General features: G+C 65.3%; 21 protein-coding genes. 9 read left to right on the top strand and 12 right to left on the bottom strand.

The genetic code is table 11. The annotated features are described in order from the left end of the window. Nucleotide 1: 1 nt before the first annotated feature. From AC1DVR_RS10155 to AC1DVR_RS10165, 3 genes are read left to right on the top strand one after another with little or no spacing between them, the layout of a single operon-like run. Nucleotides 2-1,324, top strand: a complete 1,323-nt coding sequence (locus tag AC1DVR_RS10155; protein WP_478000444.1) for an NAD(P)/FAD-dependent oxidoreductase — start codon at nt 2-4, stop codon at nt 1,322-1,324. Nucleotides 1,325-1,343: 19 nt separating this feature from the next. Beyond that, a complete protein-coding gene (locus tag AC1DVR_RS10160) occupies nt 1,344-1,694 on the top strand; it encodes a cupin domain-containing protein (RefSeq protein WP_478000445.1) in 351 nt (116 codons plus the stop codon). A 19-nt stretch (nt 1,695-1,713) separates the two neighbouring features. Continuing rightward, nucleotides 1,714-3,339 (top strand): ABC transporter ATP-binding protein, encoded by a 1,626-nt coding sequence (locus AC1DVR_RS10165; protein ID WP_478000446.1) that lies wholly within the window; start codon nt 1,714-1,716, stop codon nt 3,337-3,339. 7 nt (nt 3,340-3,346) lie between these two features. Here the strand turns inward: AC1DVR_RS10165 and AC1DVR_RS10170 are convergent, their stop codons facing one another. From AC1DVR_RS10170 to AC1DVR_RS10225, 12 genes are all read right to left on the bottom strand, one after another. After that, nucleotides 3,347-5,881 carry an ATP-binding protein gene (locus AC1DVR_RS10170; protein ID WP_478000447.1) on the bottom strand — a complete coding sequence of 845 codons (2,535 nt, stop codon included), beginning with the start codon at nt 5,879-5,881 and terminating at the stop codon, nt 3,347-3,349. A 12-nt stretch (nt 5,882-5,893) separates the two neighbouring features. Further along, nucleotides 5,894-6,409, bottom strand: a complete 516-nt coding sequence (locus AC1DVR_RS10175; protein ID WP_478000448.1) for a putative pterin-binding protein — start codon at nt 6,407-6,409, stop codon at nt 5,894-5,896. Between the two features lie 115 nt (nt 6,410-6,524). Then, a complete protein-coding gene (locus AC1DVR_RS10180) occupies nt 6,525-7,139 on the bottom strand; it encodes a response regulator (protein WP_478000449.1) in 615 nt (204 codons plus the stop codon). A gap of 108 nt (nt 7,140-7,247) precedes the next feature. Continuing rightward, the gene (locus tag AC1DVR_RS10185) at nt 7,248-8,237 is read right to left on the bottom strand and encodes a hypothetical protein (protein WP_478000450.1); all 990 of its coding nucleotides are present in this window, start codon (nt 8,235-8,237) and stop codon (nt 7,248-7,250) included. Next, nucleotides 8,234-9,553, bottom strand: coding sequence for a DUF3131 domain-containing protein (locus AC1DVR_RS10190; RefSeq protein WP_478000451.1), 1,320 nt, complete (start codon nt 9,551-9,553; stop codon nt 8,234-8,236). The genes AC1DVR_RS10185 and AC1DVR_RS10190 overlap by 4 nt, the downstream gene beginning before the upstream one ends. Nucleotides 9,554-9,555: 2 nt before the next feature. Continuing rightward, the gene (locus AC1DVR_RS10195; protein ID WP_478000452.1) at nt 9,556-11,376 is read right to left on the bottom strand and encodes a glycosyltransferase family 2 protein; all 1,821 of its coding nucleotides are present in this window, start codon (nt 11,374-11,376) and stop codon (nt 9,556-9,558) included. Nucleotides 11,377-11,382: 6 nt separating this feature from the next. Beyond that, entirely contained in the window at nt 11,383-12,531 is a 1,149-nt protein-coding gene (locus tag AC1DVR_RS10200) for an acyltransferase (protein ID WP_478000453.1), read from the bottom strand. 2 nt (nt 12,532-12,533) lie between these two features. Continuing rightward, nucleotides 12,534-14,102 carry a DUF3131 domain-containing protein gene (locus tag AC1DVR_RS10205; protein WP_478000454.1) on the bottom strand — a complete coding sequence of 523 codons (1,569 nt, stop codon included), beginning with the start codon at nt 14,100-14,102 and terminating at the stop codon, nt 12,534-12,536. Between the two features lie 129 nt (nt 14,103-14,231). Then, entirely contained in the window at nt 14,232-14,570 is a 339-nt protein-coding gene (locus AC1DVR_RS10210; protein ID WP_478000455.1) for an STAS domain-containing protein, read from the bottom strand. Nucleotides 14,571-14,787: 217 nt separating this feature from the next. Further along, nucleotides 14,788-17,301 carry a cation-translocating P-type ATPase gene (locus AC1DVR_RS10215; RefSeq protein WP_478000456.1) on the bottom strand — a complete coding sequence of 838 codons (2,514 nt, stop codon included), beginning with the start codon at nt 17,299-17,301 and terminating at the stop codon, nt 14,788-14,790. Between the two features lie 138 nt (nt 17,302-17,439). Further along, entirely contained in the window at nt 17,440-18,219 is a 780-nt protein-coding gene (locus AC1DVR_RS10220; protein ID WP_478000457.1) for a GntR family transcriptional regulator, read from the bottom strand. A 22-nt stretch (nt 18,220-18,241) separates the two neighbouring features. Continuing rightward, the gene (locus AC1DVR_RS10225; RefSeq protein WP_478000458.1) at nt 18,242-19,936 is read right to left on the bottom strand and encodes a glycerol-3-phosphate dehydrogenase/oxidase; all 1,695 of its coding nucleotides are present in this window, start codon (nt 19,934-19,936) and stop codon (nt 18,242-18,244) included. A 266-nt stretch (nt 19,937-20,202) separates the two neighbouring features. Here AC1DVR_RS10225 and AC1DVR_RS10230 point away from each other — a divergent pair, with 266 nt between their 5' ends. The 6 genes from AC1DVR_RS10230 to AC1DVR_RS10255 all read left to right on the top strand — a co-directional run bounded on the left by AC1DVR_RS10230 (nt 20,203) and on the right by AC1DVR_RS10255 (nt 26,068). Continuing rightward, entirely contained in the window at nt 20,203-21,735 is a 1,533-nt protein-coding gene (locus tag AC1DVR_RS10230; protein WP_478000459.1) for an FGGY-family carbohydrate kinase, read from the top strand. Then, the gene (locus AC1DVR_RS10235; protein ID WP_478000460.1) at nt 21,728-22,813 is read left to right on the top strand and encodes an ABC transporter ATP-binding protein; all 1,086 of its coding nucleotides are present in this window, start codon (nt 21,728-21,730) and stop codon (nt 22,811-22,813) included. Before AC1DVR_RS10230 ends, AC1DVR_RS10235 begins: the two co-directional genes overlap by 8 nt. 10 nt (nt 22,814-22,823) lie before the next feature. Then, nucleotides 22,824-23,924 (top strand): ABC transporter ATP-binding protein, encoded by a 1,101-nt coding sequence (locus AC1DVR_RS10240; RefSeq protein ID WP_478000461.1) that lies wholly within the window; start codon nt 22,824-22,826, stop codon nt 23,922-23,924. Then, nucleotides 23,924-24,796 carry a carbohydrate ABC transporter permease gene (locus AC1DVR_RS10245; protein ID WP_478000462.1) on the top strand — a complete coding sequence of 291 codons (873 nt, stop codon included), beginning with the start codon at nt 23,924-23,926 and terminating at the stop codon, nt 24,794-24,796. Before AC1DVR_RS10240 ends, AC1DVR_RS10245 begins: the two co-directional genes overlap by 1 nt. 94 nt (nt 24,797-24,890) lie before the next feature. Then, nucleotides 24,891-25,667, top strand: coding sequence for a carbohydrate ABC transporter permease (locus tag AC1DVR_RS10250; protein WP_478000665.1), 777 nt, complete (start codon nt 24,891-24,893; stop codon nt 25,665-25,667). Then, complete coding sequence (locus AC1DVR_RS10255) at nt 25,667-26,068, top strand: DUF2160 domain-containing protein (protein WP_478000463.1); 402 nt, start codon at nt 25,667-25,669, stop codon at nt 26,066-26,068. Before AC1DVR_RS10250 ends, AC1DVR_RS10255 begins: the two co-directional genes overlap by 1 nt. The last annotated feature ends 92 nt before the right edge of the window (nt 26,069-26,160 follow it).

The raw sequence follows: 26,160 nt of genomic DNA on the forward strand, positions 1-26,160 counted from the left end.
GATGACCAAATTCTCCCCCTTCGACGCGACCTTGTGGTTTGCCACCGCCACCCCCGCCATGCCGACCACGCCGCTGCAGGGCGATGTGAAGGCCGATGTCTGCATCGTCGGCGGCGGCTACACCGGCCTGACCACCGCGCTGGAGCTTGCCAAGGCCGGCACCAGCGTCGTGCTTCTGGAGCGCGAGGAGATCGGCTTTGGCGGCTCGGGCCGCAACGCCGGGCACTGCACGCCGACCTTCACCCACTACGGCCTTGACGATCTGCGCCGCATCCTCGGCCAACCTTGGGCGGAACGGCTGATCCGGCGGCAGACGAGGGCCAATGACCGCGCGGGGCAGATGATCGAAAGCTATCAGATCAGCTGCGAATGGGTGCAGCGCGGTTATGTGATGGGCGCGCTCCACCCCGGCCAGATGAAGCTGATGGAGGAAAAGACCCGCAGTTACAACGAAGTGGGGGCCAAGACCCGCGTGCTCGACCGCGCCGAGGTGCAAGAGATCACCGGCAGCCCGCGCTTCTACGGCGGCTGGCTGCATGAGGAGGCGGGGCATCTGAACCCGCTGGGCTATGCCCGCGGCCTCGCCCGCGCCGTGATGCAGGAGGGTGGGGTGATCCACACGCGCTCCGCCGTCACCGGCTGCGAGAAGACAGGCTCCGGCTGGCAGGTTTCAACCGCCGGAGGCCGGGTTCTGGCTGACAAGGTGATCTTCGCCACCGGGGCCTATACCGTCGGCGGCTGGCCGAAGCTGGACCGCAGCTTTCGCATCCAGCGCGTCTTTGTCGCCGCCACCCAGCCGCTGTCAGCCGAAACCCGCGCCCATGTCCTGCCGCGCAACACCACGATCCATGACGGGCGCGGCGACATCTTCGTCTACAAATACAATGCCGAGGGCCGCATCGTCGCCTCGATGTTCCCGATGGGGCCGCGCGGGCGCGATCTGGCCTATACGCGGCAGGTCCTGACCGACCGCCTGCGCTGGCTCCACCCCGAGGTCCGGGAGGAGATCCGCTGGGATTACCTCTGGTTCGGCGAGTTGGACATGCAGCAGCGCACCGTGCCGCGGCTTTATGGGCTGGCGCCGGGGGTTGTGGCACTGACCGGGCTTTCGGGGCGCGGTGTGCCCACCGGGTCGATGCTTGGCGGCATCCTGTCCGACTGGGCCTTGGGCGTGCCCGAGGCCGACTTGGATCTTCGGGTCGAACCCCTGCAGCAATCGCCGCTCTGGATGGCCTACGCCCCCTCGTTGAAGCTGCGCCAGATGCGGATGACCGACCGGCTGGCCGCCCTGCGCCACGGCGCGCCTTTGCCGCCCCATCACTGACTTCAAAAGGAAAACCTGCATGAGCCTGATCACCCATATCTCCGCTGACGAAGCCCTGACCCCCGGTCTGATGGCCGAGGACGGCACGGCCAAGTCCTTCCGCCGCATGATCTGGGAGGATGCCGGCGCGCCCGAAACCTCCACCAAGGTCGCGGTCTGGATCGCCGAGCCGGGCATCTACCCCTATCCGCCGCGCGATCTGGAAGAGACTTTCGTCGTGCTGGAGGGCGAGGCGATCTGCAGCCTTGGCGGCGGTGAGCCAGTCAAGATCGGCCCCGGCTCCATCGTGCGGGTGCCCAAGGGTGTCGCGCCCTGGTTGCATGTGCTGACGCCGTTCCGCAAGCTTGCCACCGTCGTCCCGAAGCCCTGATCTGACTGCGGAGATCCCCATGACCGAGCCTCGCCCCGACCCCGTCCTTTCCGTGCAAGACCTCACCGTCAGCCTGCCCAAAGAGATGGAACGTCAACATGCCGTGTCCGGGGTGTCCTTTGACCTGCAGCGGGGCGAGATCCTCTGCATCATCGGCGAATCCGGCTCCGGCAAGTCGGTGACGGCCGCCACGGTCATGGGGCTTTTGCCGCCCGCGATGCGGGTGACGGCGGGGAAGATCCTGTTCAACGGGGCCGACCTTTTGACCATGCCCGAGAAAGGTCGCAGGGCTTTGCGTGGCAAGGCGCTGTCGGTGATCTTCCAGGACCCGCTTTCGGCGCTCAATCCGCTGATGACCATCGGCGCGCAGATCGACGAGGTTCTGGTGGCGCATGGCTGGGGCGACCGTCCGGCCCGCGACGCCAAGGTTCTGGCTTTGCTGGGCGAGGTCGGCCTGCCCGACCCCGCGCTGTTGCAGCACCAATACCCCTTCCGCCTGTCGGGCGGGCAGCGCCAACGCGTGATGATCGCGATTGCCCTGGCGCTTGACCCCGAGGTGCTGATCGCCGACGAACCCACCACCGCGCTGGACGTGACGACGCAGGCGCAGATCCTCGACCTGATCCGCAGCATCCAGCGCCGCAAGGGGATGAGTGTCATGTTCATCACCCATGACTTCGGCGTCGTGGCCGATATCGCCGACCGGGTGATCGTGATGGAAAAGGGCTTTCTGGTGGAACAGGGCCCGGCGGCGCAGGTGCTGAATGCGCCGGTGCATCCCTATACCCAACGCCTGATCGCCGCCGTCCCCCGCCTGCGCGAGGCCGACCGCGCGCCCGAGGTGGAAACCCCCGTGGTCCTGCAGGCCGAGGGGTTGGAGAAGACCTATCACACCTCCACCGGCTTCTTCGGCCGCAAGCGTGTGGTTCACGCGGTGCGCAACGTCAGCTTCACGCTGCGACGCGGCCAGACCTTGGGCGTGGTGGGCGAAAGCGGGTCGGGGAAATCCTCGATGGGGCGGATCCTGATGAAGCTGATCGACGCGGATGGGGGCAAGATCTTTCTGGACGGCCACGACATCCTGCCGATGTCCGAGGCCGAGATGCGGCCCCTGCGCCCGCGCATCCAGATGATCTTTCAGGACCCCTATGCCTCACTCAACCCGCGCCAGACGGTCGGGGCCTCGCTGACGGTCGGGCCGGTGGCGCAGGGGATGGAGCGGGCGGCGGCGCGGGCCAAGGCCTATGACATTCTGGCCCAGGTCGGGCTGGATGCGGCGGCCTATGACCGCTTTCCGCACGAATTCTCCGGCGGACAACGCCAGCGCATCGGCATCGCCCGGGCCTTGATGTTCGACCCCGATGTGATCGTGGCGGATGAGGCGGTCTCGGCGCTGGATGTCTCGATCCAGGCGCAGATCCTGGAGCTTCTGGCCCGGGTGCAGAAGGAACGTCATCTGGCGCTGGTCTTCATCACCCATGATCTGCGGGTGTCGAGCCAGATCTGCGACGAGGTTCTGGTCATGCACCGCGGCGAGGTGGTCGAATCCGGCCCGCCCGCCCGCATCTTCCGCGACCCACAGCAGGCCTATACTCGCCAGTTGGTCGCAGCGATCCCCGGCAGCCATTGGGAAAACCGGACCTGAGGGCCGCTCAGACCTGCCGGGACACGGCGTCCAGTGCCTCGCGCCACAGGCTCTCGGTGGCGTCGGCCAGCAGGGTTCGCGCCTCGGCCAGGTGACCGTCGTGGCACAGAAGCTCGGCCTTGGCGAAGTGGCCGCGCAGGCGCTGCGCGCCGACCACGGCCGCCAGACCAGCGGCCTCGTGGCACAGGGCCCGGGTCACCTCCTGTGGGGCCTGGCTTGCAACCGCCTCCATCAGCCGGGCCTTCAGACTTTCGCCATCTTCTCGGAACCTCGCGACGATCCGGGCCACACCTTCGGCGCCCAGGGCTTGCCGCAGATCGCCAAGCCTGACGGGGTCGAGAACTGCGTCACCCTGCGGCGGGGCAGCCGTAACCTGATGCGCCAGAATGGCGCTGAGGCGTGACAGCGAGATCGGCTTTTCCAGCACCTCGTCCATCCCGGCAGCGCGGAACCTGTCGCGGTCGGCGGGCATCGAATGGGCGGTGACGGCGACGATCCGGCTGGCCTTTGAGGCGCCCTTGGCCCGGATCAGGCCGGTCGCGGTCAGACCGTCCATCACCGGCATCGAGATATCCATCAGGATCAGGTCAAAGCGCCGCGCCCGCGCCGCATCGGCACCGCTTTGGCCATCGTTGGCCATGGTGACGCGCTGGCCCAGATGCAGCAGCATCTCCTCCAGCACGGCGCGGTTGGTTGCGTTGTCCTCGACGACCAGCACATCCTGCGCCGGAATCGCTTCGGTCGCCGCCGGGGTTGCGGCCGGGACGGTGGCACTTTGCGCAAGGGGCAAGGTCACCCGCAGCCAGAAGCAGCTGCCCTCGCCCGGCTCGCCCTCGACCCCGATCTCGCCGCCGATCGCCGTGGCCAACCGGCGCGAGATGGCAAGGCCAAGCCCTGCCCCGCCACCCGGACGCCCGAAGGACGGGTCCAGCATCACGAATTCCTCGAAGATCCGCTCCTGATCGCTTTCGGCAATGCCGGGGCCGGTGTCTATCACCCGCACTTCGATGGTGCGCAACTCGCCCTGGCTGTCGGCGACCTCGGCCTCGACCGTGATGCCGCCCTCTTCAACGAATTTCAGTGCGTTCGACAGGAAATTCTGCACGATCTGCCCGATCCGGAAGCGGTCGCCGTGCAGGGGCGGCAACGGGCTCAGCAGGGCGAGGTCGACCGATATGCCCTTGTCCTCGCAAAGCGGGCGGATCGCCTCGACCAGACCGGAGAGGTGGAGGCCCAAATCGAAATCCTCTTCGTCGAGGCTCAGCCCTCCGCTTTCAACCCGGCTGATGTCCAGCACGTCATTGGCCAGCCGCAACAGTTGCGCCGCCGAATCCTGCGCCAGGGCGATGAAGCGCGCCTGGGTCGGATCGGTGGCCTTGCCCGCCACGATTTCCAGCGAGGCGGCCACGCCGTTCAGGGGGGTACGCATCTCGTGGCTCATCACGGCCAGAAAGTTGGTCTTGGCGCGTTCGGCGGCCAGAGCCTCGTCGCGGGCGGCCATCAGCTGCGCCTGCGCCGCGCGCCGGGCCGAGATGTCGCGGATGAAGGCGATGAAGATCGTACCATCCTCGCCCTGCGCATCCGAAATCGCCAGCTCGACCGGGAACTCGCGGCCGGAGGCGTCCAGGGCGGCGGTCTCGAACCGGCCGGAGTTGACCAGTTTGAAGCTGCCGTCCTTCAGGAAGCGTTCCATCCCTTGGGCATGGGCCTCTCGCATCCGGAGGGGCACGATCAGCTGCCCCAAGTCGTGGCCGATGACATCTTCCTGCTTGAAACCAAAGATGCTTTCGGCGGAGGGGTTGTACTGGATGATACGGCTTTCGCTGTCGGCCACGATGATCGCGTCGAGCGAGGTGTTCACCGTCGCCGAGAGCCGCGCCGAGATCCGTGCAGTGTAGCGCGCCTCGCGCGTCGCCTGACCGTTTAGCCAGATCACCAGCAACAGAAGAACGGTCAGGGTCCCGACCGAGGCCGCCAGGGCCAGCGCCATTTGGTGTACGAGGTCGCCGAACGTGGCGCGGCGGATGTCGTTCAGCTTGGCCAGGCGTTCGATCATGCTGATCGAGGTCTGGCGCAGCTCATCGCGCAGTTTCTCCGCCGAGGAAATCATCTGCGGCAGGTTGCGGCGCAGCTCTTCGTCGGAAACGTCGATATTCGGCGTTTCCCGCGCCAGATAGCTGCTCAGCAGCGCGCCCATCTTGCTGGCCACATCCTCCAGCCCCGGCGAGGTGAAGCCCTGGCCGCCGATCGCGTTCTGCGCCCGACTGTAGAACAGATCAAAACGCTTGCGCAGCTCGCGGATGGGTTCCTTCGGGTCGAGGGAAACGATCCGCAGCTCTTCGCCAAAGCGGACCAGATCAACCTCCAGCTGGGTCAGGTTCCAGTGCAGGTTGTCGGCCGGCTGTTCCTCCAGCTCGGTCAGGGCAGTCTGGATCTGGGTGCCCAGAAGGACGACGAAGACCAGCGCCACGATCAAGAGCGCCACCAGAACCGGGCGAAGGGTTCTGGCCAGACGTTCCAGACGAAGCGAGGCCTGCGACATGGTGTTCCGGCCCTATTCGCTGAAGGTGATCTCGGTCAGTTGCCAGATCGAGCGGGCATAGGTCTCCTCGGTGCGGTAGGCCTCGTTCTGGTCATAGGGATAGACCATCCAGACCGGGCCCTTTTCGCGCAAGGACATGGTCTTGTCGTCCATCAGATAGGCCAGAAGCGGCGCGTCCGGCTTCACGTCATCGGCGGTGATCGTGATGGCGTAGTCGTTGGCCGCCTTCAGCGTGATGCTTTTGCCGGTGGCGCCCACGGCCGCGATCAGATCCTTCAGGAGCACACCTTTGAAGGTCGGCGTGCCGCTGGTCCAGGTGGTGGACGTGGTGAAAGCGGTCTGCGGCAGGGCGGCGAGCTGGTCCTGATCCAGTTGCAGGCTGTCGCCCATATTCTTGGCGGCGATGCTGCCCTTGATGGTCAGCAGAACCTCGCCCTTCGGCGCGGCGAAATCGCCCGCCCAGGCGAGGGTGGTCATGCACAGCGAAAGTCCAAGCGCGAGGATGGACCTGGTGAGAGATTTGAACATGAAGATTCTCCTGAAGTTCCGGCAGTCCTATCATGGCGCGGGGCGGACCGTGGAAGGCGATGGGGTAGCCACCCTATCCGAAAGGGGTAGAAACTATGCCCCCCCCTGGCGGGTGTCAGAGCAGCCCGGCCTCGCGGGCCAGGATCGCCGCATGGGTGCGGTTCTTGGCGCCGATCTTGCGGTAGAGCGTCTTGACATGCAGCTTGACCGTCACCTCCTGCAGGCCAAGCTCGCGCGCGATTTCCTTGTTGGCCATGCCCTGGCACAGCCGGTGCAGCACCTCCAGCTCGCGCGCGGTCAGGTTGGCGCTGGCCAGATCGGGGGGCGGGGTGTCCTTTTCGGTCTTCAGGACAAGGGGCGCATAGATCTCGCCCGCCGCCATGAAGCGGACGGCGGCGACCAGCGAGCGGGTCGAGATGGTCTTGGGCAGAAAGCCCGCCGCCCCGGCAGAGACGGCCTGTTCGGCCACGACGCGCGGCGCCGCCCCCGAGATGATCGCGACAGGCACACCGGGGGCCGCCGCCTTCATAGCGGCAAGGCCGCCGAGCCGGTTCATCCCCGGCATCATGTAGTCCAGAAGGATCAGGTCATAGCGGGCCGCCGTGCGCACCGCCGCCACCGCCGAGGGCAGATCGCAGGCGACCTCGACCGCGATGTCGGCCTCTTGCCGCAGAAAGGCGGCGATGGTCTCGCGGACCAGTTCCTGATCGTCTGCCAGCAATATGCGCATCTTGTCCTGCCAAAAGGGCGCCGCCGGGTGTGGCGCCGCCCTTTTGGCAGGCTAACAGCAAGCCGGCCCCGCCCGCAACCACAGAGCGACTGGGGGGCGGGCGCCGGGTCAAGGCCGCGATTGGCCGGGCTTTTTCTGACACAAAAGGTCACGCAGGCGCCCGTTGGTGACCGAAGGATCCGCACTGGCCGGATAGGACCCCAGGGCCTGCGCCAGGGCCTTCACCGTCCGCTTGCCGAAATGGCCATCCACGGGGCCGGCGTCAAATCCGGCCAGCAGCAATAGCCGCTGGGTCCGCGCCGCCGGCGCCTCTTCCGGCAGGCCCTCGACCCAGCAGGGCGAGGCGCCTTGTGCGGCGGGCTTGGCTAGGGCCTGAGTGTTGGGCTGGGCTTTGGACTGTGCTGCCGGTTGCGTTGCAGGTTTAGCCGTCGGTTTGGCGGCGGCCAGGCTTGCGGGCTTGCTGGCCTTTTGCACCGCCGTCTGAACCAGAAGCGGCGCGCCAGCCAGGACCGGCAAGGCTTTGGCCAGAGCGGGTGCTTTGATTATCGCAACCGGCGCGCGCTTGTCTGCGGCGGGGGAAATGGTCGCGGTGGTCTTTGTGGCAACCTGCGGCATCGGCGCCGGTTTCTTGGGCCGGGCGGCCGCAACCACTTCTGCCTGCGGCAGGGCCTTGGGCTGCGGAGGTTTGGAGACCGGATGCGCCAGGGACTTCGGGAACTGGTGGATCAGGCAGTTGCCGATCGCCTTTGCCGCCTCGACCGCCTTTTTGGGCGCGCCGCCCGACGGGGTCACCGCGCAGGAGTGCCCGGCCAGATCGCAGGCGAAATCCACCCGCCAGCCGCGCATCTTGGCATCTTCACCGATCGTGCCGGAGGCGTTGACGAACAGCCGGTACTGCAGGCCCGACGCCTTCAGCCTGCCCTCCTGCCACATGCCGGGAAAGCCTGCTGTCGAAACGCTGGCCTGACCGACCGTGACATTCTCGGTGCCGGGCAGTTGCGCCAGCATGTCCCTGGGCGGGCAGAGCGGGCCGCTTTGGGCCGCGACGGGGGAAAGAAGGCCAAGCGCCAGGCCAAGGGTGCAGAGCAGGGTCTTCATTTTGCGGTCCTCACAAGCGGGCCTGCGCTGCGAAAGGCGATGGCGGCCAGGATCATGGAATTGGTGTTTGCGGTGATCGCGGTGTCGGGTTTGCCGGTGGCTTCGTAGATGCCCTCCTGCCAACCCCGGTCCGGCGTGGCGAGCGGCGTAACGGCGGCGACCAGCTTCTCGGTGTAGGGGGTGTCGAAAAGGGCGTTCCAGCCGAAGGCGGCCTTGGTCGACAGCACGCGGCGGCTGTCCATCCGTTCCCCGCCGAAGGCCAGCACGGCCCAGTCCTGCCCGCCGCCCCAGACCGTGCCATAGGCAAAATAGGGTTTCACATCGAGATGCCCCTCGCTGACCGCGGTCAGCTTGCCGGTCGCGGCAAAGCGGGTCTCCTGCGCGCGGTAGACCTGCGAGGCGAAGATCTGCGAGCGCCAGTCAAAGCCGAACTCCAGCCCGTCGAGGAGATAGGGCTCGCTCGTCGTCACGGCGGGGATGCCCTTGGCGTTCAGGCGGGTGTCCGAGGGCACGGCGATGCCGCCGACATCGCGCAGGGTCAGGTGATCGGCCACGTCCAGTGCCCTCGTCGCATCAAGGCCAAAGCCCATCAGCGCCTTGGCGGCATATTGTTCATAGCCGATCCGGCCCTCCTGGTTTTCGGCGATCCGGCCTTCCTTCACATTGCCGCCGACCAATTCGCCCTGCGCCACCAGGCGGTTCAGGTCCCAGGCCGCCACAAGGCGCTGCACGGCGGGGGCGAGTTCGGGATGCGCCTTCTCCGCCGCCATCAGGGCCGCCAGAAGCCGCCCGATGTCCAGCGCCGACCAGCCGATGCCGGTGGCGCTGGGCTTGTTGGTGTAATCGACCATGGCGAGCGAGGTGATGTCATAGGCCTTGTTGGGCAGACCTTCCGCCCCCAAGGGCAGCTGCGACAGGCTGGCCACGACCTTGGCCAGGTGGGCCGAGGCCGCATCCGCGCTGATCAGGCCGAGACGTTCGGCCGACAGGGTCGCCACGACGAAGGACCCGGTCTCCCACATCGTGGTGGAGGGGTATTGGTCGACCGAGGCCACCAGCCCGCTGACGGGCGAGGTGTTGTTGGTAAAATAGCGCCAGGCGATGGTCGCCGCGGCCATATCCTCGGCCGAGGGCTTGCGCGGGGCGGCAAGTTCCAGCGGTTTGATCGCGGTCAGGGCATCGACCGGCAGGGCCGCCTGGGCGCCGCCGCTCGGCAGGCCTTCAAGGGCGAAAACCATGCCAAGGCCGCCAAGCAGGCCGATGACCATGAAAATGTGGCTGCGCGCCCGGGTCAGGTTTTGGGTGAAAGTGGTCATGATCAAGCTTGTCCAGTCATATCGGCGGGGGACCACAGCGCGGCCCGGATTACGGTCATCATGGCGAGGCAGTTGAACAGGCCCCAGGCGAGGTTGGTGACAACACCGGTGGTGCTGTAGCCCTCGGCGCCAAGGCGCAGGGCAAACAGCGCCCAAAGCCCGGCGGCCAGCGTCAGCACCACGACGCCAATCTGCATCGGCACGAGGTGGAGGAAGCGGCCTGACTGGCGGTCTTTCGGGGTCACCGGGAAAGCGATCTTCTTGCCGCGCAGCACGGTGGCGAGCGCCTTCAGGCCCAGCGGGAAGAAGGCGATATAGCTGGCCTTGGCGGCATGGCTGCCCGCCCCCCAGGTGCCGACCATCATCGCCAGTTCCAGCAGCACCAGAAACGGGATGGCGTGCAGGAAGAAGTCCGTCGAATAGGCCGCCACCGGAGAGATCCCGCTGGCCAGGTAGACGATCGGTCCCACCAGAAACACCAGGTTCCAGATCGAGCCGAGGTAGGACCAGAAGGTCGTCGCATACATCAGCTTCTGCGGCAGGGTCATGCCGGCGCGGAACAGCGGGTTGTCGTTGAACAGGATGTCCAGGCTGCCACCGGCGTATTTGAACCGCTGGATCGACCACGAGAGCAGATCCTGGGGCGAGAGCATCCGGCTTTCGATGGTCGGGTGCAGCATCGACTTCCAGCCGCGCGCTCGGTCCGAATGCAGGAAGATCGAGGTATAGATGTCTTCGGAAACATGAAAGCGGTAGGGCGTCAGTTCCTCGGTACGGACGGCCTCGCTGCGCAGCGCGTCCAGCAGTTCGGGCGCCACGTCGCGTTCCTTGCTGGCGAGGGTGTATTCTTCCTCGGCGGCACGGACGCGGGCTTCGACCTTTTGGGCAAAGCTGCGCAACGCGCCTTCGACCACGGCCTCGCGGCGGTGGATCGAGCCTGCGCCGCAGCAGAAGGCGGCATTGGCCCAGTTCCGGCGGCGCAGGATCACGTCGTAGAACATCTGCGCGTCGTTGACGAAGGGATCGCGGCCGATCACCACGGCGCCCATCACCGTCTCGACCCCGTGGCCGATCCAGCGGCCGACCCGGCCCAGACGCTTGCCCAGCCAGAGCGGCAGAGCCTCGCCCTCGGGCAGGTCGTAGAACCATTGCGGCGTCTGGACCCAGGCCATTTTCTGATCGCGGAAATGGCCCATCGTGTGGTCGAGGAAGGTCGGGAAAAGCCGCGTGTCGGCGTCGCAGATCACCAGGAAGTCGCCCGAAGTCTGCTCCATCCCGTTGCGCAGGTTGCCGGCCTTGTAGCCTTCGTTGGTGGCCCGGGTGATGTAGTTGACGCCTTCCTGATCGCAGACGGCGCGCATGGTGGGGCGGCGGCCATCGTCCAGAACGTGCACCAGAATCTGCATCGGGTGCGGGTAGGTGACGGCCTTGGCGTCCTGAATGCTCAGGCGGACCAGTTCGGGGTCCTCGTTATAGGTGGCGATGAAGATATCCACCGCAATCGGGCGGTCCGCTTCCACCGTGGTGGCAGAGACGTCGCGCAGGGTCACGGGCGGGGCGATCTCGGGCACGGGGGCGTCTTTCCACAGGTTGAAGATGAAGAGGATCAAGCCGATGAAGGCCAGGGTTTCAGCGAGGATCAGCGGCAGGGCAAACCACAGGGCCTCGGTGTTCAGGGAGTGCATCCAGCGCCAGGCGATGTAGCGGGCGCCGATCACCAGGGTTGCCACCGCAAGCACCTGCCACAGGGCCTCGCGCTTGGCGGAGTAGCGCAGCGGCGCGGGCGGTTTGCGGTCCTCGAAGGCGCGGAAGTAATCGTCCATCTGCGCTTACCCCTGCATCTGCAGCTGGGGTGCCGCAGGCCGCGCGGCCTTCCAGGGCAGCTCGCCCAGGCCGACGGTCCAGGCCAGAAGCGTGCTGCGCGAGATGGCGATCACCAGGGCCAGCGTGAGCGGGGCGACGACGAGGCCCTTGATCGTCACGATCGCCCAGGGTGCCGGGGTGAGGCCGGCCGATTTCACCGCAACGTCGATGAGGTCGATCACGGCCGGATGCAGCAGGTAGACGCCGAAGGTATACTGGCTCAGCCTGGACCAGCGCGGATTCCAGTTCAGATGCTGCGACCCGAGGAAGATGGCGAAAACCGCCATCGGCATCAGGAAATGGCCGTAGAAAGCCCAGCCTTCGCGGGCGGCATAGACGCCGTTCTTCGCCGCGGCGGCATAGAAGGGCAGGCAGGCGAGCAGGGCGATGGCCACGAAGAAGAAGCCGGCTTGACGGATCAGGCGCGATTCGCCGCGGGCGATGCCGTCTTTCCACAGGCCATAGAGCGAGAAGGCCGCCAGACCATAGCCGACATAGCCCAGAACCTTGGTCGCCCGCAGCAGGTAGTCGCGCGGCAGGCCGTCGATCGGCAGGCTCCAGATCGCGCCCTGCGCCGTCTGCATCGCGCCAAGGCACAGGACGATCGCCAGGCCGAAGAGGGGGAAGCGCTGGCCCAGTTTCATCACCGGGACGAAGAACATCAGCAGGAACAGCGTCGGCAGGAAGTGCAGGTGATACTGCGCCGAGCCGAGCACGAAATAGGCCAGCCAATTGTGCCAGTCGCCCAGCTGAGCCCAGATCTGCGCATCATAGTGGAAGGCATCGGCCTTGATCAGGCGGAAGAAGGCGTAAAACACGGTCCAGACGGCGAAGGGCACCAGAAGCCGGCGCATCTGGTCGGCCAGGTTGGCGGCATAGCCGACGCGCTTGCGGTCCAGCTTCATCGCCAGCAGGAACAGCGAGAAGGTGAAGAACATCTCAGACCCGGAAATCTCGCCGATCGAACGCAACAGGACAGGGATGATCCGTTCGGAGGGGGCGGCATCGGCAAAGACGCGGCCAGAGGTGTCGCAGGTGGAGTGGATGATCGTGACACCGATCGCCGCGCAGACGCGATTGGCATCGAACCAGATCATGCGGGGTTTTTGGGTCATGCTCATTTGCTGGTCGTGTCCGAGATTGAAAGGGTTGCAGAGGCAGGGGTGGCGATGAAGTTTGCGGCGCTTTCGACCGGGCGGCAGTAGGCGGGGGCGCCCGAGGCGGCATCGGCTTCGGGGCAGGGCGCGGTGCTGGCGACGGGGGGCAGCGTGACCGGCTCCGCCACCGCCGGAGGCAGGCAGCGGTTCTGGCGCTGGCCGGTGCCGGCAAAGGCCTTGTCCCAGATCTGCGGCAGGTCGTTGTGGTATTGCAGGATCGGGCCTTGAACCTTGTAGAGCAGTGCGGCCAGGATGATGCCGTTGTTGTTAGCGGTCTCCAGCGGGATGACGCCATTGCCGTTCTCATAGACGCCTTCGTAAAAGCCTTTGCCGGCGACACTTTGGTCGGCCACGGCATCGAACAGAAGCTGGCTGTAGGGCCGGTCCCACAGCGCCCACATGCCCAGGGCCGCCTTGGTCGACACGGCCGCGCGGTCGGGCTGATAGGCCCCGGTCGGGTCCAGCGTGTTCCACTCGTAGCCATCGGCATAGATCGCGTCATAGACGAAGTAGGGCGCGCCCTCGACCTGATGCTCCGAACGGGCGGTCAGGATGCCGGTCTGCTGGAAGCGGTTTTCCTGCACCTGATAGATCCGGTCGGCAAACTCGGCGCGCCAGCCGTCCGAGGCCTGGCCGGGCTTGCCGCTGCGGTCGGTGGCCAGATCCCAGTTCAGCTCCAGCCCTTCCAGCATGTAGCCTTCGGTCAGGACATAGTTCTGGGTCTGAAACACGCGCGGGTCGCGGCCATCGACGGGAACCTGGACGTCATAGATCGGCAGAAACTTGTAAGGATCGGCCGCGGAGGCACGGGTTGTGTCAAAGCCCCAGAGCTGGAAGCCCTTGGCGGCATATTCCTCGTAGCCGAGACGGCCTTCCTGCACATAACGCGGCTGGCCATCCTTGCCGATCATGGCGCCGTTCAGTTCGCCGTCCGGGGTGATGACATTGCAGAAGTTCCAGCGCAGCACGACATTGTCGATGCTGCCGGCAAGGTAGGGGTAACGCTCTTTCATGATCTTCAGCCAGATCAGCAGCCGGCCGATATCCAGCGCCGAAAAGCCGATCTCGCCGGGCGCATTGGCATAGTTCACCATCTTGCCCTTGGAGGTCTCGTAAACCTTGTTGGGCAGCTGGCCGCGGAACAGCGGCAGGTTGCGCAGCGTGGCCAGGATCAGCATGGCGCGGCGGTCAAACTCCGGCTTGTCGATGATCCCCAGCTCATGGGCCGAAACCAGGCCGCTGAGATAGGAGGCCGTGTCCCACATCGTCGTCGAGGCAAAGCTGCCGACCGAGTTCACGAGGCCGGTCTTCTCCTGATAGGAGGCGACGAAATAGGACCAGGCCACCTCGGCCATCGCGCGTTCGCGCGGGGTCAGGGCGCCATGGCGGCCAAAGGGGGTGGCAAGGTCGGCGGCTGCGGTGATGGCCGCCTTGGGCTCCAGCGCCCGGCCGGCCTGCGGGCCGACCCAGGCCAGTCCCGCGACAACAGCTGCGGCGCCCAGCAATATTCTCTTCATCCTGATGGTCATTTTGGTTCAATCCGTGGCTGGGGCGCGCGTCAAAGCACAGGCCCCCGCATCTGGCTGGGGCGCTCACTTCTCGTGGCGGGAAAACGGGAGTTCTGGCGCTTGGCCGCGCCGGGCCGTGCGGGCGTGGCGTCAGGCGCCAAAGGCCTCCAGCGCGTCGGTGCTGGTGGTGTGGATCTTGAACAGGCTGTCCATCCGGGTGATGCGGAACAGCTGCATCACATAGTCGTTCAACCCGCAGAGCGAGACCTGGCCCCGGTTGCCGATCCGCTTGAGCAGGGCCACAAGGGCGCTGATCCCCGAAGCATCCACCAGGCCGACGGCGCCAAGGTCGATCACCAGGCGGTTGTTGCCGGTTTCGACCAGATCCAGAAGATGCTCTTTGAAATTCTGCGCGTTGGCAGCGGTCAATTTGGGAAATTGCGGGGCGATCAGCATGATGCTGTGCGGGGCATTTTCGGTCTTATACATTCTGTAATTCCTGTTCACGATAGGGGCCGCAAGGGGTGTCAAAGACCGTCCGGAGCCAGGGCGCGAACGATCAAGTGCGTTCGGCGAGCCGGTTGGGGCGATCTTCGTTACGAAAGGAATAGCCCGGAATGCGGGCCAAGCGTGAACGGGCAAAGGGAGAAATCCCATACCCCAAAGGATAGGCTTCCATCAGTTTGAACCAAATTTTCAGCTAAGTTCAGCGCAACCCGACGGCGCGGCGCCAGATCGGCTTCACCAGCTCCAGCACGGCCAGAACGACGCAAGCTGCTGCGGGGGGCAGGGCCAGTGCAGGCGTGGGCAGGGTGGCAAAGCCGAAGGCCATCTGGGCGGGTGGCCAGAACAGGGCGATGCCCAGCGTGACCGCCACGATCGCCACCACCACCGCCAGCGCCCGGTTCGGCCGCAGCACCGCCTTGACGATCGAGGAGGTCGTGGCCCGGTCCACCAGGATCAGCGCCACGATCGACAGGACCAGCGCGGTGAAGCCCAGGGCGCGGGTCTGGCCTTCCGACATGCCATAAGCGGGGGCGTACCAGGTGATCGCCCCGACGGTCAGCAGGACCATGAGCCCCTGAAACAGGCTCCACAGCACGGTCGGGCCGGAAAACAGGGGCTCCCGCGCCGGGCGGGGCGGGCGGCGCATCAGGCCGGGTTCGGGTTCTTCCGCCTCGAAGACGAGGGAGCAGACCGGGTCGATCACCATCTCCAGAAAGGCGATGTGGATGGGGGCAAAAAGCAGCGGCATCCCGAAAAGCAGCGGCATCAGGGCCAGGCCGGCGATGGGCACGTGAACCGCCAGAATGAAGCTCATCGCCTTGCGCAGGTTGTCATAGATGCGGCGGCCAAGGCGGATCGTGGTGACGATGGAGCCGAAGTCGTCGTCCAGCAGCATCATCGCCGCCGCCTCGCGCGCGACATCGGTGCCGCGCCGGCCCATGGCGATGCCGATATGCGCGGCCTTGAGCGAGGGCGCGTCGTTCACACCGTCACCCGTCATCGCGACCACGGCCCCGCCCGCCTTGAAGGCGTTGACGATGCGCAGCTTCTGTTCGGGCTGGATGCGGGCAAAGATCGTGGCGGAGGTGACCGCGCGGGCCAGGTCCTCGTCGCTCATGCTCTGCAGGTCGGGGCCGGTGATCACGGCTTCGCCCTGCAGCCCGGCCTCCGCAGCAATGGCGCGGGCGGTGGCGGGGTAATCGCCGGTGATCATCACGACCTTGATCCCGGCGGCCTGGCATTCCGCCACGGCGGCGGGCACCTGGCTGCGCAAGGGATCGACGAGGCCGGCAAGGCCCAGGAAGCGGAAGGCGAAGCCGGTCTGCGCATCGGGCAGCAGCCGCGCCTCGGCCACCGCCAGACCCAGCACGCGCAGGCCGCGCGCGGCCATCTGGTTGACCTGCGAGATCACCGCCTTTTGCGCCACCGGGCCTAGATGACACAGGGCGGCAATCGCCTCGGGTGCGCCCTTGGCGGTGGCGAGCCGGCTGTCGCCGGCTTCCCAGACCTGCGTCATTGCCAGAATGTCCTGCGTCAAGGGATAGGAGCGGATCAGGTTTTGCCCGCCATCCAGCGGGTAAAGGGCGTGAAAGGCCTTCTCCATCGGGTCGAAGGGCTGCGGGGCCGAGGCCATGGTGCCAATCTCGGCCAGGTCGAGGAAAGGGTCGGCCAGCGGATCGGTCCCCACGCGCTGGGCCTGGCCATTGGCCAGACGCAGCTCTGCCACCGTCATGCGGTTTTCGGTCAGGGTGCCGGTCTTGTCGGTGCACAGGACCGAGGCGGCACCCAGCGTCTCGATCGCCGAGGCCCGCCGGGTCAGCACCCGCGCCTTCGAGATGCGCCAGGCCCCCATCGCCAGAAAGACCGCCAGCACCATCGGAAACTCTTCCGGCAGCATCGACATGCCCACGGCGATCCCGGCCAGGACCGCCTCCAGCCAACCGCCCCGCCACAGACCGTAAAGCACCACGACCGTCAGGCTGATCAGTCCCCCCGCGACGGCCAGCACAAGGACCAGCCGGCCGATCTGGCGTTGCAGCTGCGGGGCTTCGGAGTCCAGTGCGGCGAGCGAGGCGCCGATCTTGCCCAACTCGCTGCGCGGACCGGTGGCGGTCACCTCGGCGATGCCAAGGCCCCGCACGATCAGCGAGCCGGAAAAGACCTGCGGCAGATCCTCGCCCCCGGCGCGGGCGGCGGGGCCGCGGCTGGCTTGCGCCCGCTTGCGCACCGGCACCGCTTCGCCGGTCAGCAGGGATTCATCGGCGGCCAGACCGGTCGCCTCGATCAGCAGCGCGTCGGCGGGCACGCGGTCGCCCTCGCCCAGCACGATCAGATCGCCCACCACCACCTCGCGCCCGGCGATGCGCTGGCGCTCTCCGTCGCGGATCACCAAGGCGCGCGGGCTGGTCAGGTCGCGCAGCGCCTCGAGCACACGTTCGGTCCGCGCCTCCTGCACCACGGTGATGCCGATGGAGAGGCAGGCGAGGACCAGAAGGATCAGCGCCTCTTCCCGGTTGCCGAGCAGAAGATAGACCACGCCGCCACTCAAAAGCAGCGCCAGCATCGGCTCCTTGATCACGTCGACCACGATGCGCAGCGCCGAACGGCTTCTGGTCCGCGCCAGTTCGTTCGGGCCCTGCGCCGCCAGGCGCCTTGCGGCCTCGGCCTGGGTCAGGCCGTGCGGCGGGGCCTTCGCGTCAGAACTGCCGGTCATAGCGCCTCCCTGACGGCCGCTTGCAGGATCATCGCCTTCGGCCAAGGACAGAAGGCCGCATCTGGCGGTCCTGCGCGTTGATCTGGGTCATAAGGCGAGGCCCAAACCGCGCGCCGCTGCAATCCGGGGCGGCCGGTTTCAGAGATTTGGCGACACGACCGAGAAGTGCAACCGCGACCGGTCGGTCAGGTAAAGCGAGGTGTAATATTCGACCTTCTCGCCCCGGTCGTTCATCCCGACGGATTCGATGCCCAGAAGCGGGCTGCCCACCGGGACCAGCAGCAGCTTGGCCTCTTCGATCCCGGCTTTGGTCGCCTCGATCCAGCGTTCGGCGCGCACCAGCTTGATGCCGTATTGCCGCCCGATCGTGTCATAGAGCGAGCGGTTCTCCATCGGCATCTTGTCCAGCCCGGGCACGAAATGTTCGGGCAGGGCGCAGCGCACGATGAAGCGCGGGTGACCATCCACCGACAGAAGCCGGTCCAGAACCACCACGGGGGTCTTTTCGTCGATGCCGAGGACCTTGCACATCCGGGCCGTGGGCAAAGCGATCTCTTGCCGCAGGTTGCGGTGCGAGACGGTCTTGCTCTTGTCGGCCAGTTCGCCGGAAAAGCTGATCGTGGTGCCGATGAAATCCTGTTCGTCCCGCCGCCCGGCCACGAAGGCGCCCTTGCCCTGCAGCTTGTAAATCAAACGCTCGTTCACCATCTGCGCCAGCGCCTCGCGCACGACGGTGCGCGACACGGCAAAGCGCAGGCACAGCTCGGCCTCGGATGGAAGTTGCGCGTGTTCGGCCAACTCGCCCTGCAGGATCAGATGGCACAGCGCAGATTTGACCTGAAGCCAGAGCGGTTCTGTCTTGCTTCGGCTGGTTGGCTGCAAACGATCTGCAAAATCCTGCGTATTGGCGGATTCCAAGCTTTTCCCCTTATGAAGGTAGTCAGGCGATAGTCATGCGGTGCCGGTCTTGCAAGAGTCTAAGCGTCGCCGCCGTCTCGGTCGATTGGCGCAGTTCATCCCAATGCAGCAAAGATGCAACAAGGCTGGCGAGGGCGCGCAATCCCTTTTGCGTGACCACACCTTCAAAACCCATCAGGGTGCGGCGCAGCACGATGTCGTCCAGCTTGCTGACCCTTTCATCGCGGCATAGAAGCGCGATCTCGGCCCGGCTGTAGCCGTCGATTCCCTCGATCATGGCGGGGTCCGCAGCCTCCGCCAGCGCCACGGCACGGGCGCGGCTGCCATAGCGGGTGGCGAGCGTCTGGCAGCGCGCGAGGGACAGGCCGCTTTGCGCCGCAAGATCGCTGCAGAAGGCGGCGCGCCGGGCGGGCTCGAAGGGGAAATCCCGCGCGCCGCCGATCACCATGTCCTGCGTGGTGCAGCGCCGCTTGGCCCCGAGATGGGCCAGGACCGCATCGGCGATCTGTTCGCCGCAGACCCGGTAGGTCGTCCACTTGCCGCCGATCAGCGTGACCAGCGGGAAGGGGCGTTCGGCCGTGGGGGCGTATTGCACCAGCTTATGGTCGCGGCTGATGGCGCCGGTCGCGCCCGGCTTGGTCAGGGGCAGGGGCCGTACGCCGGCATAGGCAAAGATGATGTTGGCACGGGTCAGCCTGACCTTGGGCAGCACCACCTGAAGCTCGCGGAAGAGATAGTCGATCTCGGCCTCGGTGCAGAACTTGTCATTGGCGTCATCGCTGCGCAGATCCGTCGTGCCCAGCAACAGACGGTCCTCGCCGATCTGATAGATCAGGCAGGCGCGGTGGTCGCCGGTCTCGAAATACAGCATCTTGCCGGCCAGATCGCGGGTCAGATCGGCGCTTTTGATCACGAGGTGCGAGCCGCGTGTGCCGCCGATCATGCGCTCTTGAAAACCCAGCGCCGCCTGCACGCCATCGACCCAGGCACCGGAGGCGTTGACCACCACCTTGGGGCGGACGACAAAGGTCTCACCGGTCAGAACATCAGTCAGGGTCACGCCGCCATCCGACAGCTTTCCGGCCGCCAGATAAGGGATCGCCATCGCCTGCGGGCAATCGCGCTCAGCATCCTCGACCAGTTCGGCCACCAGCCGTTCGGGGTGGCTGATGCGGGCGTCGTAGTATTCGGCCACGGCGCGCAGGCTGGGCGCCAGAACCGGCATCTCCTTCAGCGCGGCCGCGGCGCCGTACATCTTGTGATTCGGCATGGTCTGGTGCGCCTCGCCGAAGCGGTCATAGAGCATCAGCCCCAGCTTGACCGGCACCCCACCTTTCGGCCCCGGCGTGCGGGTCAGCCGCAGGAACCGCGCGACCGCCATCAGGCTGCCACGAAACCAGCTGTCGAGCGGCACCCAAACCGGTTGCGGATGCACGACATGACAGGCATTCTTCAGCAACAGGTTTCGTTCCGTCAGCGATTCCCGCACCAGGGCCGCCTCGCCGGTTTCCAGATAGCGCAGGCCGCCGTGGATCAGCCGTGACGGCGCCGAACTTGTTCCCGAGGCGAAATCACCCGCCTCGACCAGAAGTGACGCCTGCCCCTGCGCTGCCAGATCGCGATAAGTGCCCACACCGTTGATGCCGCCGCCGATGATCAAAACCTGCGGACATTCACCCGCTCGCAGCCGCGCAAGCTGCTCGTCTCTTGTTTGCATAGCGGCCCCTCCCGACCGGCCCGGCCGCCCTTTTGACAAGGGTCATACCCGACAACTGTTAATGACAAGTTATGCAGCCTTTGCGGTGATCCGAGAAGCTGATTCTGCGAGTTTTTCGCAAAAAGCCAGAAATATGTGCACAAACGGCGGAATCTGCTTAGTAAAATTGATTTGTTGACAGAACGAAAATCTCGTCTACGGTAACTTATTATAACAAGTCAGGCCGCTTCGGAAGAGGAGCTGGGGCGTTCTGGCAGGGGGGATCCATGAAGAATTGTGTGATCGGCATTGATGCCGGTGGCACCATGACGAAGGCTGCGCTTTTCGATTTTTCGGGAAGAGAGCTGGCTTGTGCAAGGCGCAAGAACGTCATGGTGTTTCCGCATCCGGGCTGGACGGAACGTGATCCGAACGTGATGTGGGATGCCGCGGTTGGCGCCATCCGCGAGGTGTTGAGCCTGTCGGGCCGCGGGCCCGAGGATGTCGCGGCGGTCAGTGTCGCGGGCTACGGCGGCGGTCTGTACGTGGTGGATGCGGAGGCGAATCCGCAGCGCCCCGGTATCGTTTCCACCGACAGCCGGGCCGCGAGCCTTGTCGAGGAATGGACTCGCGCCGGTCTGGCTGCCTTGGTCGAGCCGATGATCCAGCAGCGCATCTGGCCGGGCCAGACCCTGGCGCTTCTGGGCTGGATGCAGCGCCACGAGCCGGAGATGATGAAACCGGGCAACCGGGTGCTGTTCTGCAAGGATTTCCTGCGCGCCAAGCTTTGCGGTGACTTTTCCACCGATCCGTCGGATGGCGGGATTGCCGGGCTGATCGACGTGACCACCTCGACCTATTCGCTGGAGGCGCTGAAGCTTCTGGGGCTCGAGGCCTGGCTGCCCTTGCTGCCGCCGATCGGCCCGTCTTGCGAGGTCGTGGGCGGCATCACGGCGGAAACTGCCCGTCTGACCGGCCTGTTGGAAGGCACGCCCGTGGTGCGTGGCGTGGTCGATGTGACGGCGGCGGCCCTGTCCTCGGGTCTGACCCAGCCGGAAGAGATGAGCATCGTCGCCGGCACCTTCAGCATCAACTCCACGCTGCATGCCACCCCGCGCCAGTCCTTCGCGCCCTTCCTGCAGACGCCCTATCCGCTCGGCGGCTATCTGGCGACCGAAGGCGCCGCGACCTCGGCCAGCAATCTGGAATGGATGGTCAAGACCCTGCTCAGCCATGGCGGCACCCTGCCGCCCGAACAGGCTGCCGGCATCTATGATGTGATCAACGCCGCCGTCTCGCGCAAGCTGGGCAAGCCGAGAGAGGCCCTGTTCTTCCCCTTTCTTTTCGGCGGCCCGAGCGGGGCGCCTGCCGGTCTGGTCGGCATGACCGCCGATTACAGCTTTGACGACATCATGCTGGCCGTGTTCGAGGGCATCGTCTTCGCTCACAAGGTCGATGTGGACCGGCTTCTGTCGGGCAATGACGCCGCGCGGCCAAATGTGATCCGGCTGGCCGGTGGCGCGTCGCGGAGCGAGCTTTGGTCCGAGATGTTCGCCGATGTGCTGGGCCTGCCGGTCGAAGTGCCGGACGGGTCGGAGCTGGGTGCCCTGGGTGTCGCAATCTGTGCGGCGGCGGGGATTGGCGTCTATCCCTCGCTTCAGGCCGCGGTGGCTGCGATGACCAGCATCGCCCGTCGCCATGACGGCGATGCGGTGCGGGCCAAGCCTTATCTCGCGAAATATCCCCGATATGTCGGCCTCAGCGCGGCTTTCGCTCAGGCCTGGTCCACTTCAGCTACGACAGGCGTGCAGCATGTTTGAACTTCAGGGCGTCTCGCGTGTGGTCAAGGGCCAGACCTGGATCGAGCCCACCTCGCTGGTCCTTGAACGCGCCACGATGAACGTGCTTCTGGGCGCCACGCTGTCGGGCAAGACCTCGCTGATGCGGCTGATGGCGGGCCTGGACAAGCCCACCACCGGGACGTTGAAATGGGATGGCAAGGATGTCACCGGCATGCCCGTGCAGCAGCGCCGGGTGGCGATGGTCTATCAGCAGTTCATCAATTACCCCTCGATGACGGTCTATGACAACATCGCCTCGCCCTTGAAGCTGATGGGCAAATCGGCGGCCGAGATTGACCGCGCGGTGCGCGAAACCTCCGACATGCTGAAGCTGACGCCGCTTTTGGACCGCAAGCCGCTGGAGCTTTCGGGCGGCCAGCAGCAACGTTGCGCCCTGGCGCGGGCCCTGGTCAAGGATGCGGGGCTTGTGCTGTTTGACGAGCCGCTCGCCAACCTCGATTACAAGCTGCGGGAAGAGCTGCGCAGCGAGATCCCGAAGATCTTCGAGGCTTCGGGCGCGATCTTTGTCTATGCCACGACCGAACCGGAGGAGGCGCTGCTTCTGGGCGGCAATACAGCCACCCTGTCCAAGGGCCGCATCACCCAGTTTGGCCCGACGCCGCGCGTCTACCGGATGCCGGTGGATGCAACGACGGCGCGGGTCTTCTCAGACCCGCCGATGAACTTCATCAGCGCCGAAAAGCGCGGCGCGCGGCTGAGCTTTGGTCAACTCGCCTCGGCCCCCGCCGAAGGTGCCTTCGCTGCGCTGCCGGATGGCACCTATACGGCGGGCTTCCGCGGCAACCATCTGTCGCTGCACCGTCAAAGCGGTTCTTCGGTGGAGTTTCCCTGCAAGGTCGCCGTGACCGAGATCACCGGCTCGGAAAGCTTCCTGCATCTGGACCATGGCCCTGACCGCTGGGTCGGGCTGGTCGAGGGCGTGCATGATCTGCCCTCGGGGCAGGATGTCTCGGTCTGGCTGGACCCGTCCTATGTCTATCTTTTCTCGCCGGATGGTGCCTTGGCCGCACCCGCCGCCTATGCCTTGGCCAGTTAGGGAAAACGCAATGGCACAGATCACCCTTTCCAACCTTGCCCACAGCTATATCAGCCATCCCAACCGTGACTCGCATTACGCGTTGAAAGAGATGAACCACGTCTGGCAGGACGGCGGCGCCTATGCGCTTCTGGGCGCCTCGGGTTGCGGCAAGACCACGCTTCTGAACGTCATCTCCGGCCTGATCCGGCCCAGCCATGGCCGGGTGCTGTTTGGCGACCGCGACGTGACCGATGCGCCGACGGCGGAGCGCAACATCGCCCAGGTCTTCCAGTTCCCGGTGGTCTACGACACGATGACCGTGCGCGAAAACCTGGCCTTTCCGCTGCGCAACCGGGGCATGGATGCGGGCTACATCGCCGGGCGCGTCGAGCAGATCGCCCGGATGATCGGGATGGAGCAGAACCTGAACCGGAAAGCGCGCGGGTTGACCGCCGATGCCAAGCAGAAGATCAGCCTTGGCCGCGGCATGGTGCGCGAGGATGTCAACGCGATCCTGTTCGATGAACCCCTGACCGTGATCGACCCGCATATGAAATGGGAATTGCGCACCCAGCTGAAACAGTTGCACCGCCAGTTCGGCCATACGATGATCTATGTGACCCACGACCAGACCGAGGCTTTGACCTTCGCCGACAAGGTGGTGGTGATGCACGAGGGTCGCGTCGTCCAGATGGGCACCCCGCAGGAGCTGTTCGAGACGCCCGAGCATACCTTTGTGGGCTATTTCATCGGCTCGCCCGGGATGAACCTGATGGACGCCAAGGTCGAAGGCAACATGGCCAAGGTTGGTGATATCACAGTACCGCTGGGCGGCACCTACACCGCGCCCAAGGGCCGCGTGCAGATCGGCATCCGGCCGGAGTTCGTCAGCCTGACCAATGGCCGCGCCGGTGGAATCCCGATGCGGATCATCCGGATCGAGGATGTCGGCCGTCACCGCATCCTGCGCGCGGAAATCGCCACGGGCGAAGTGAGCGCGATCCTTGATGAAGATGCCAGCGTCGGGGCCGAAATGACTCACCTGAGCTTCGATCCCGCCCGGATCAGCGTGTTTGCCGACGATTGGCGCCAAAGCCCGCTCGGGTTGGTTTCTGGAAAGGCCGCGTGATGGAAAAGACAGTCAACCAAAAAGCCTGGTTTCTGGTCCTGCCGGTATTTCTGCTGGTGGCCTTCTCGGCGGTGATCCCGCTGATGACGGTGGTCAACTACTCGGTCCAGGACACCTTCGGCGACAATGCCTTCTTCTGGGCCGGGCTGGAATGGTTCCAGGAGATGCTGGAATCCGACCGGCTTTGGGGCGCCTTGGGCCGGCAGATCGTGTTCTCTGCCACGATCCTTGCCATCGAAGTGCCGCTTGGCATCATCGTGGCGCTCAACATGCCGAAAAAGGGCGGCTGGTCCAGCTTCTGCCTCGTGATGATCGCCCTGCCGCTGCTGATCCCGTGGAACGTGGTCGGCACGATCTGGCAGCTGTTCAGCCGCACCGACATTGGCCTTCTGGGCGCCGGTCTCATGTCCATCGGGATCGAGGTCAACCCGGGGAAAGACCCCGTCACCGCCTGGATCCTGGTCGTGGTGATGGATGTCTGGCACTGGACCTCGCTGGTGGCGCTGCTGTGCTACGCCGGGCTGCAATCCATCCCGCAGGCCTATTATCAGGCCGCCAAGATTGATCAGGCCAGCCGCTGGAGCGTGTTCCGCTATATCGAATTGCCGAAGATGGGTGGCGTGCTGCTGATCGCGATCCTTCTGCGCTTCATGGACAGCTTCATGATCTACACCGAGCCCTTCGTTCTGACCGGGGGCGGGCCGGGCAGCGCCACCACCTTCCTGTCGATCGATCTGGTGAAGATGGCCATCGGACAGTTCGACCTTGGCCCCGCCGCCGCCTTCTCGATCATGTATTTCCTGGTGATCCTGCTGGTCTGCTGGGTGTTCTACACCGTGATGACCACGCTCGACAAACAAGAGGAGCGCTGAGATGGCCGTGCAATCTTCTGTCGGAGTCCTCTCCGCCGCGACCGAAACCAGCCGCCCGAAAAAGGACTGGGGCCCCACCGTCTCGATCGTGATCATGACGGTGTTCCTTCTGTTCCTGTTCATCCCGATCTACTGGCTGATCAACATGAGCCTGAAGACCAATACCGAGATCCTGACCAGCATCGGCATGGTGCCGAAGCACCTGACCTTCGTGAACTTTGAGAAGATCTTCAGCGACTCGACCTGGTACATGGGCTATGTGAACTCGCTGATCTATGTGGTGATGAACACGGTCATCTCGATCACGGTGGCCTTGCCTGCGGCCTATGCCTTCTCGCGCTACAGCTTTGTAGGCGACAAGCACCTGTTCTTCTGGCTTCTGACCAACCGGATGGCGCCGCCCGCGGTTTTCGCGCTGCCCTTCTTCCAGCTCTATTCCTCGATCGGGCTGTTCGACACCCATATCGCGGTGGCGCTGGCGCACTGCCTGTTCAACATCCCCCTCGCCGTCTGGATCCTCGAAGGCTTCATGCGCGGAGTCCCGCGTGAGATTGACGAGACGGCCTATATCGACGGTTATTCCTTCGGCCGCTTCTTCATCCGGATCTTCCTGCCGCTGATCGCCTCCGGCATCGGGGTCGCCGCCTTCTTCTGCTTCATGTTCTCCTGGGTCGACCTGCTGCTGTCGCGGACCCTGACCTCGGTCAATGTGAAGACGATCGGGGTGGCGATGACGCGGACCTCTTCGGCCACGGGCTTTGACTACGGCCTGCTGGCGGCTGCGGGGGTGCTGACGATCATCCCGGGCGCCTTGGTGATCTACTTTGTCCGCAACTACATCGCCAAGGGCTTCGCCCTGGGGAGGGTGTGATGACCGCTACTCGCTGGCCCGCAATCTATGGCACGACCGGAGCGATCATGCTTGCCGTGCTGGGCGCGCTGATCTGGGCCGTGCCGCGCAAGGATGGCGCCTTCGTCTGGTTCGACCCGATGATCAAGGGCGGCTGGATGGCCTGGACCTTCCCGGTGGCCCTGTTCTTCTACCTCATTGCCTGCCTCTTGGTGATCTTCACCATCCTGGCGATCCGCTTCCCCGAAACGCCGCGCATCGGGGTGCTGCATATCGAAACCACGCGCGGCGACAGGCTTTTCATCTCGCTTCTGGGCTCGGCCTTCATCTGTCTTGGCTGGCTCGCACTCATCGGGGATTCCCTCTGGGGCGCCCTGATCGCCTGTCTGGTCTATGCCGCTGCGGTCTTCCGCTGGGTCTAGGCCGGAACTCCAAACTGCGGGCCAAATCCGCAGCAGACCAAACTGCGGGCCAAACCCGCAGGTGCGACAAACTCAACATTCTGGGAGGAATC

It is taken from the genome of Rhodobacter sp. P2_H5 (genome assembly GCF_056403335.1).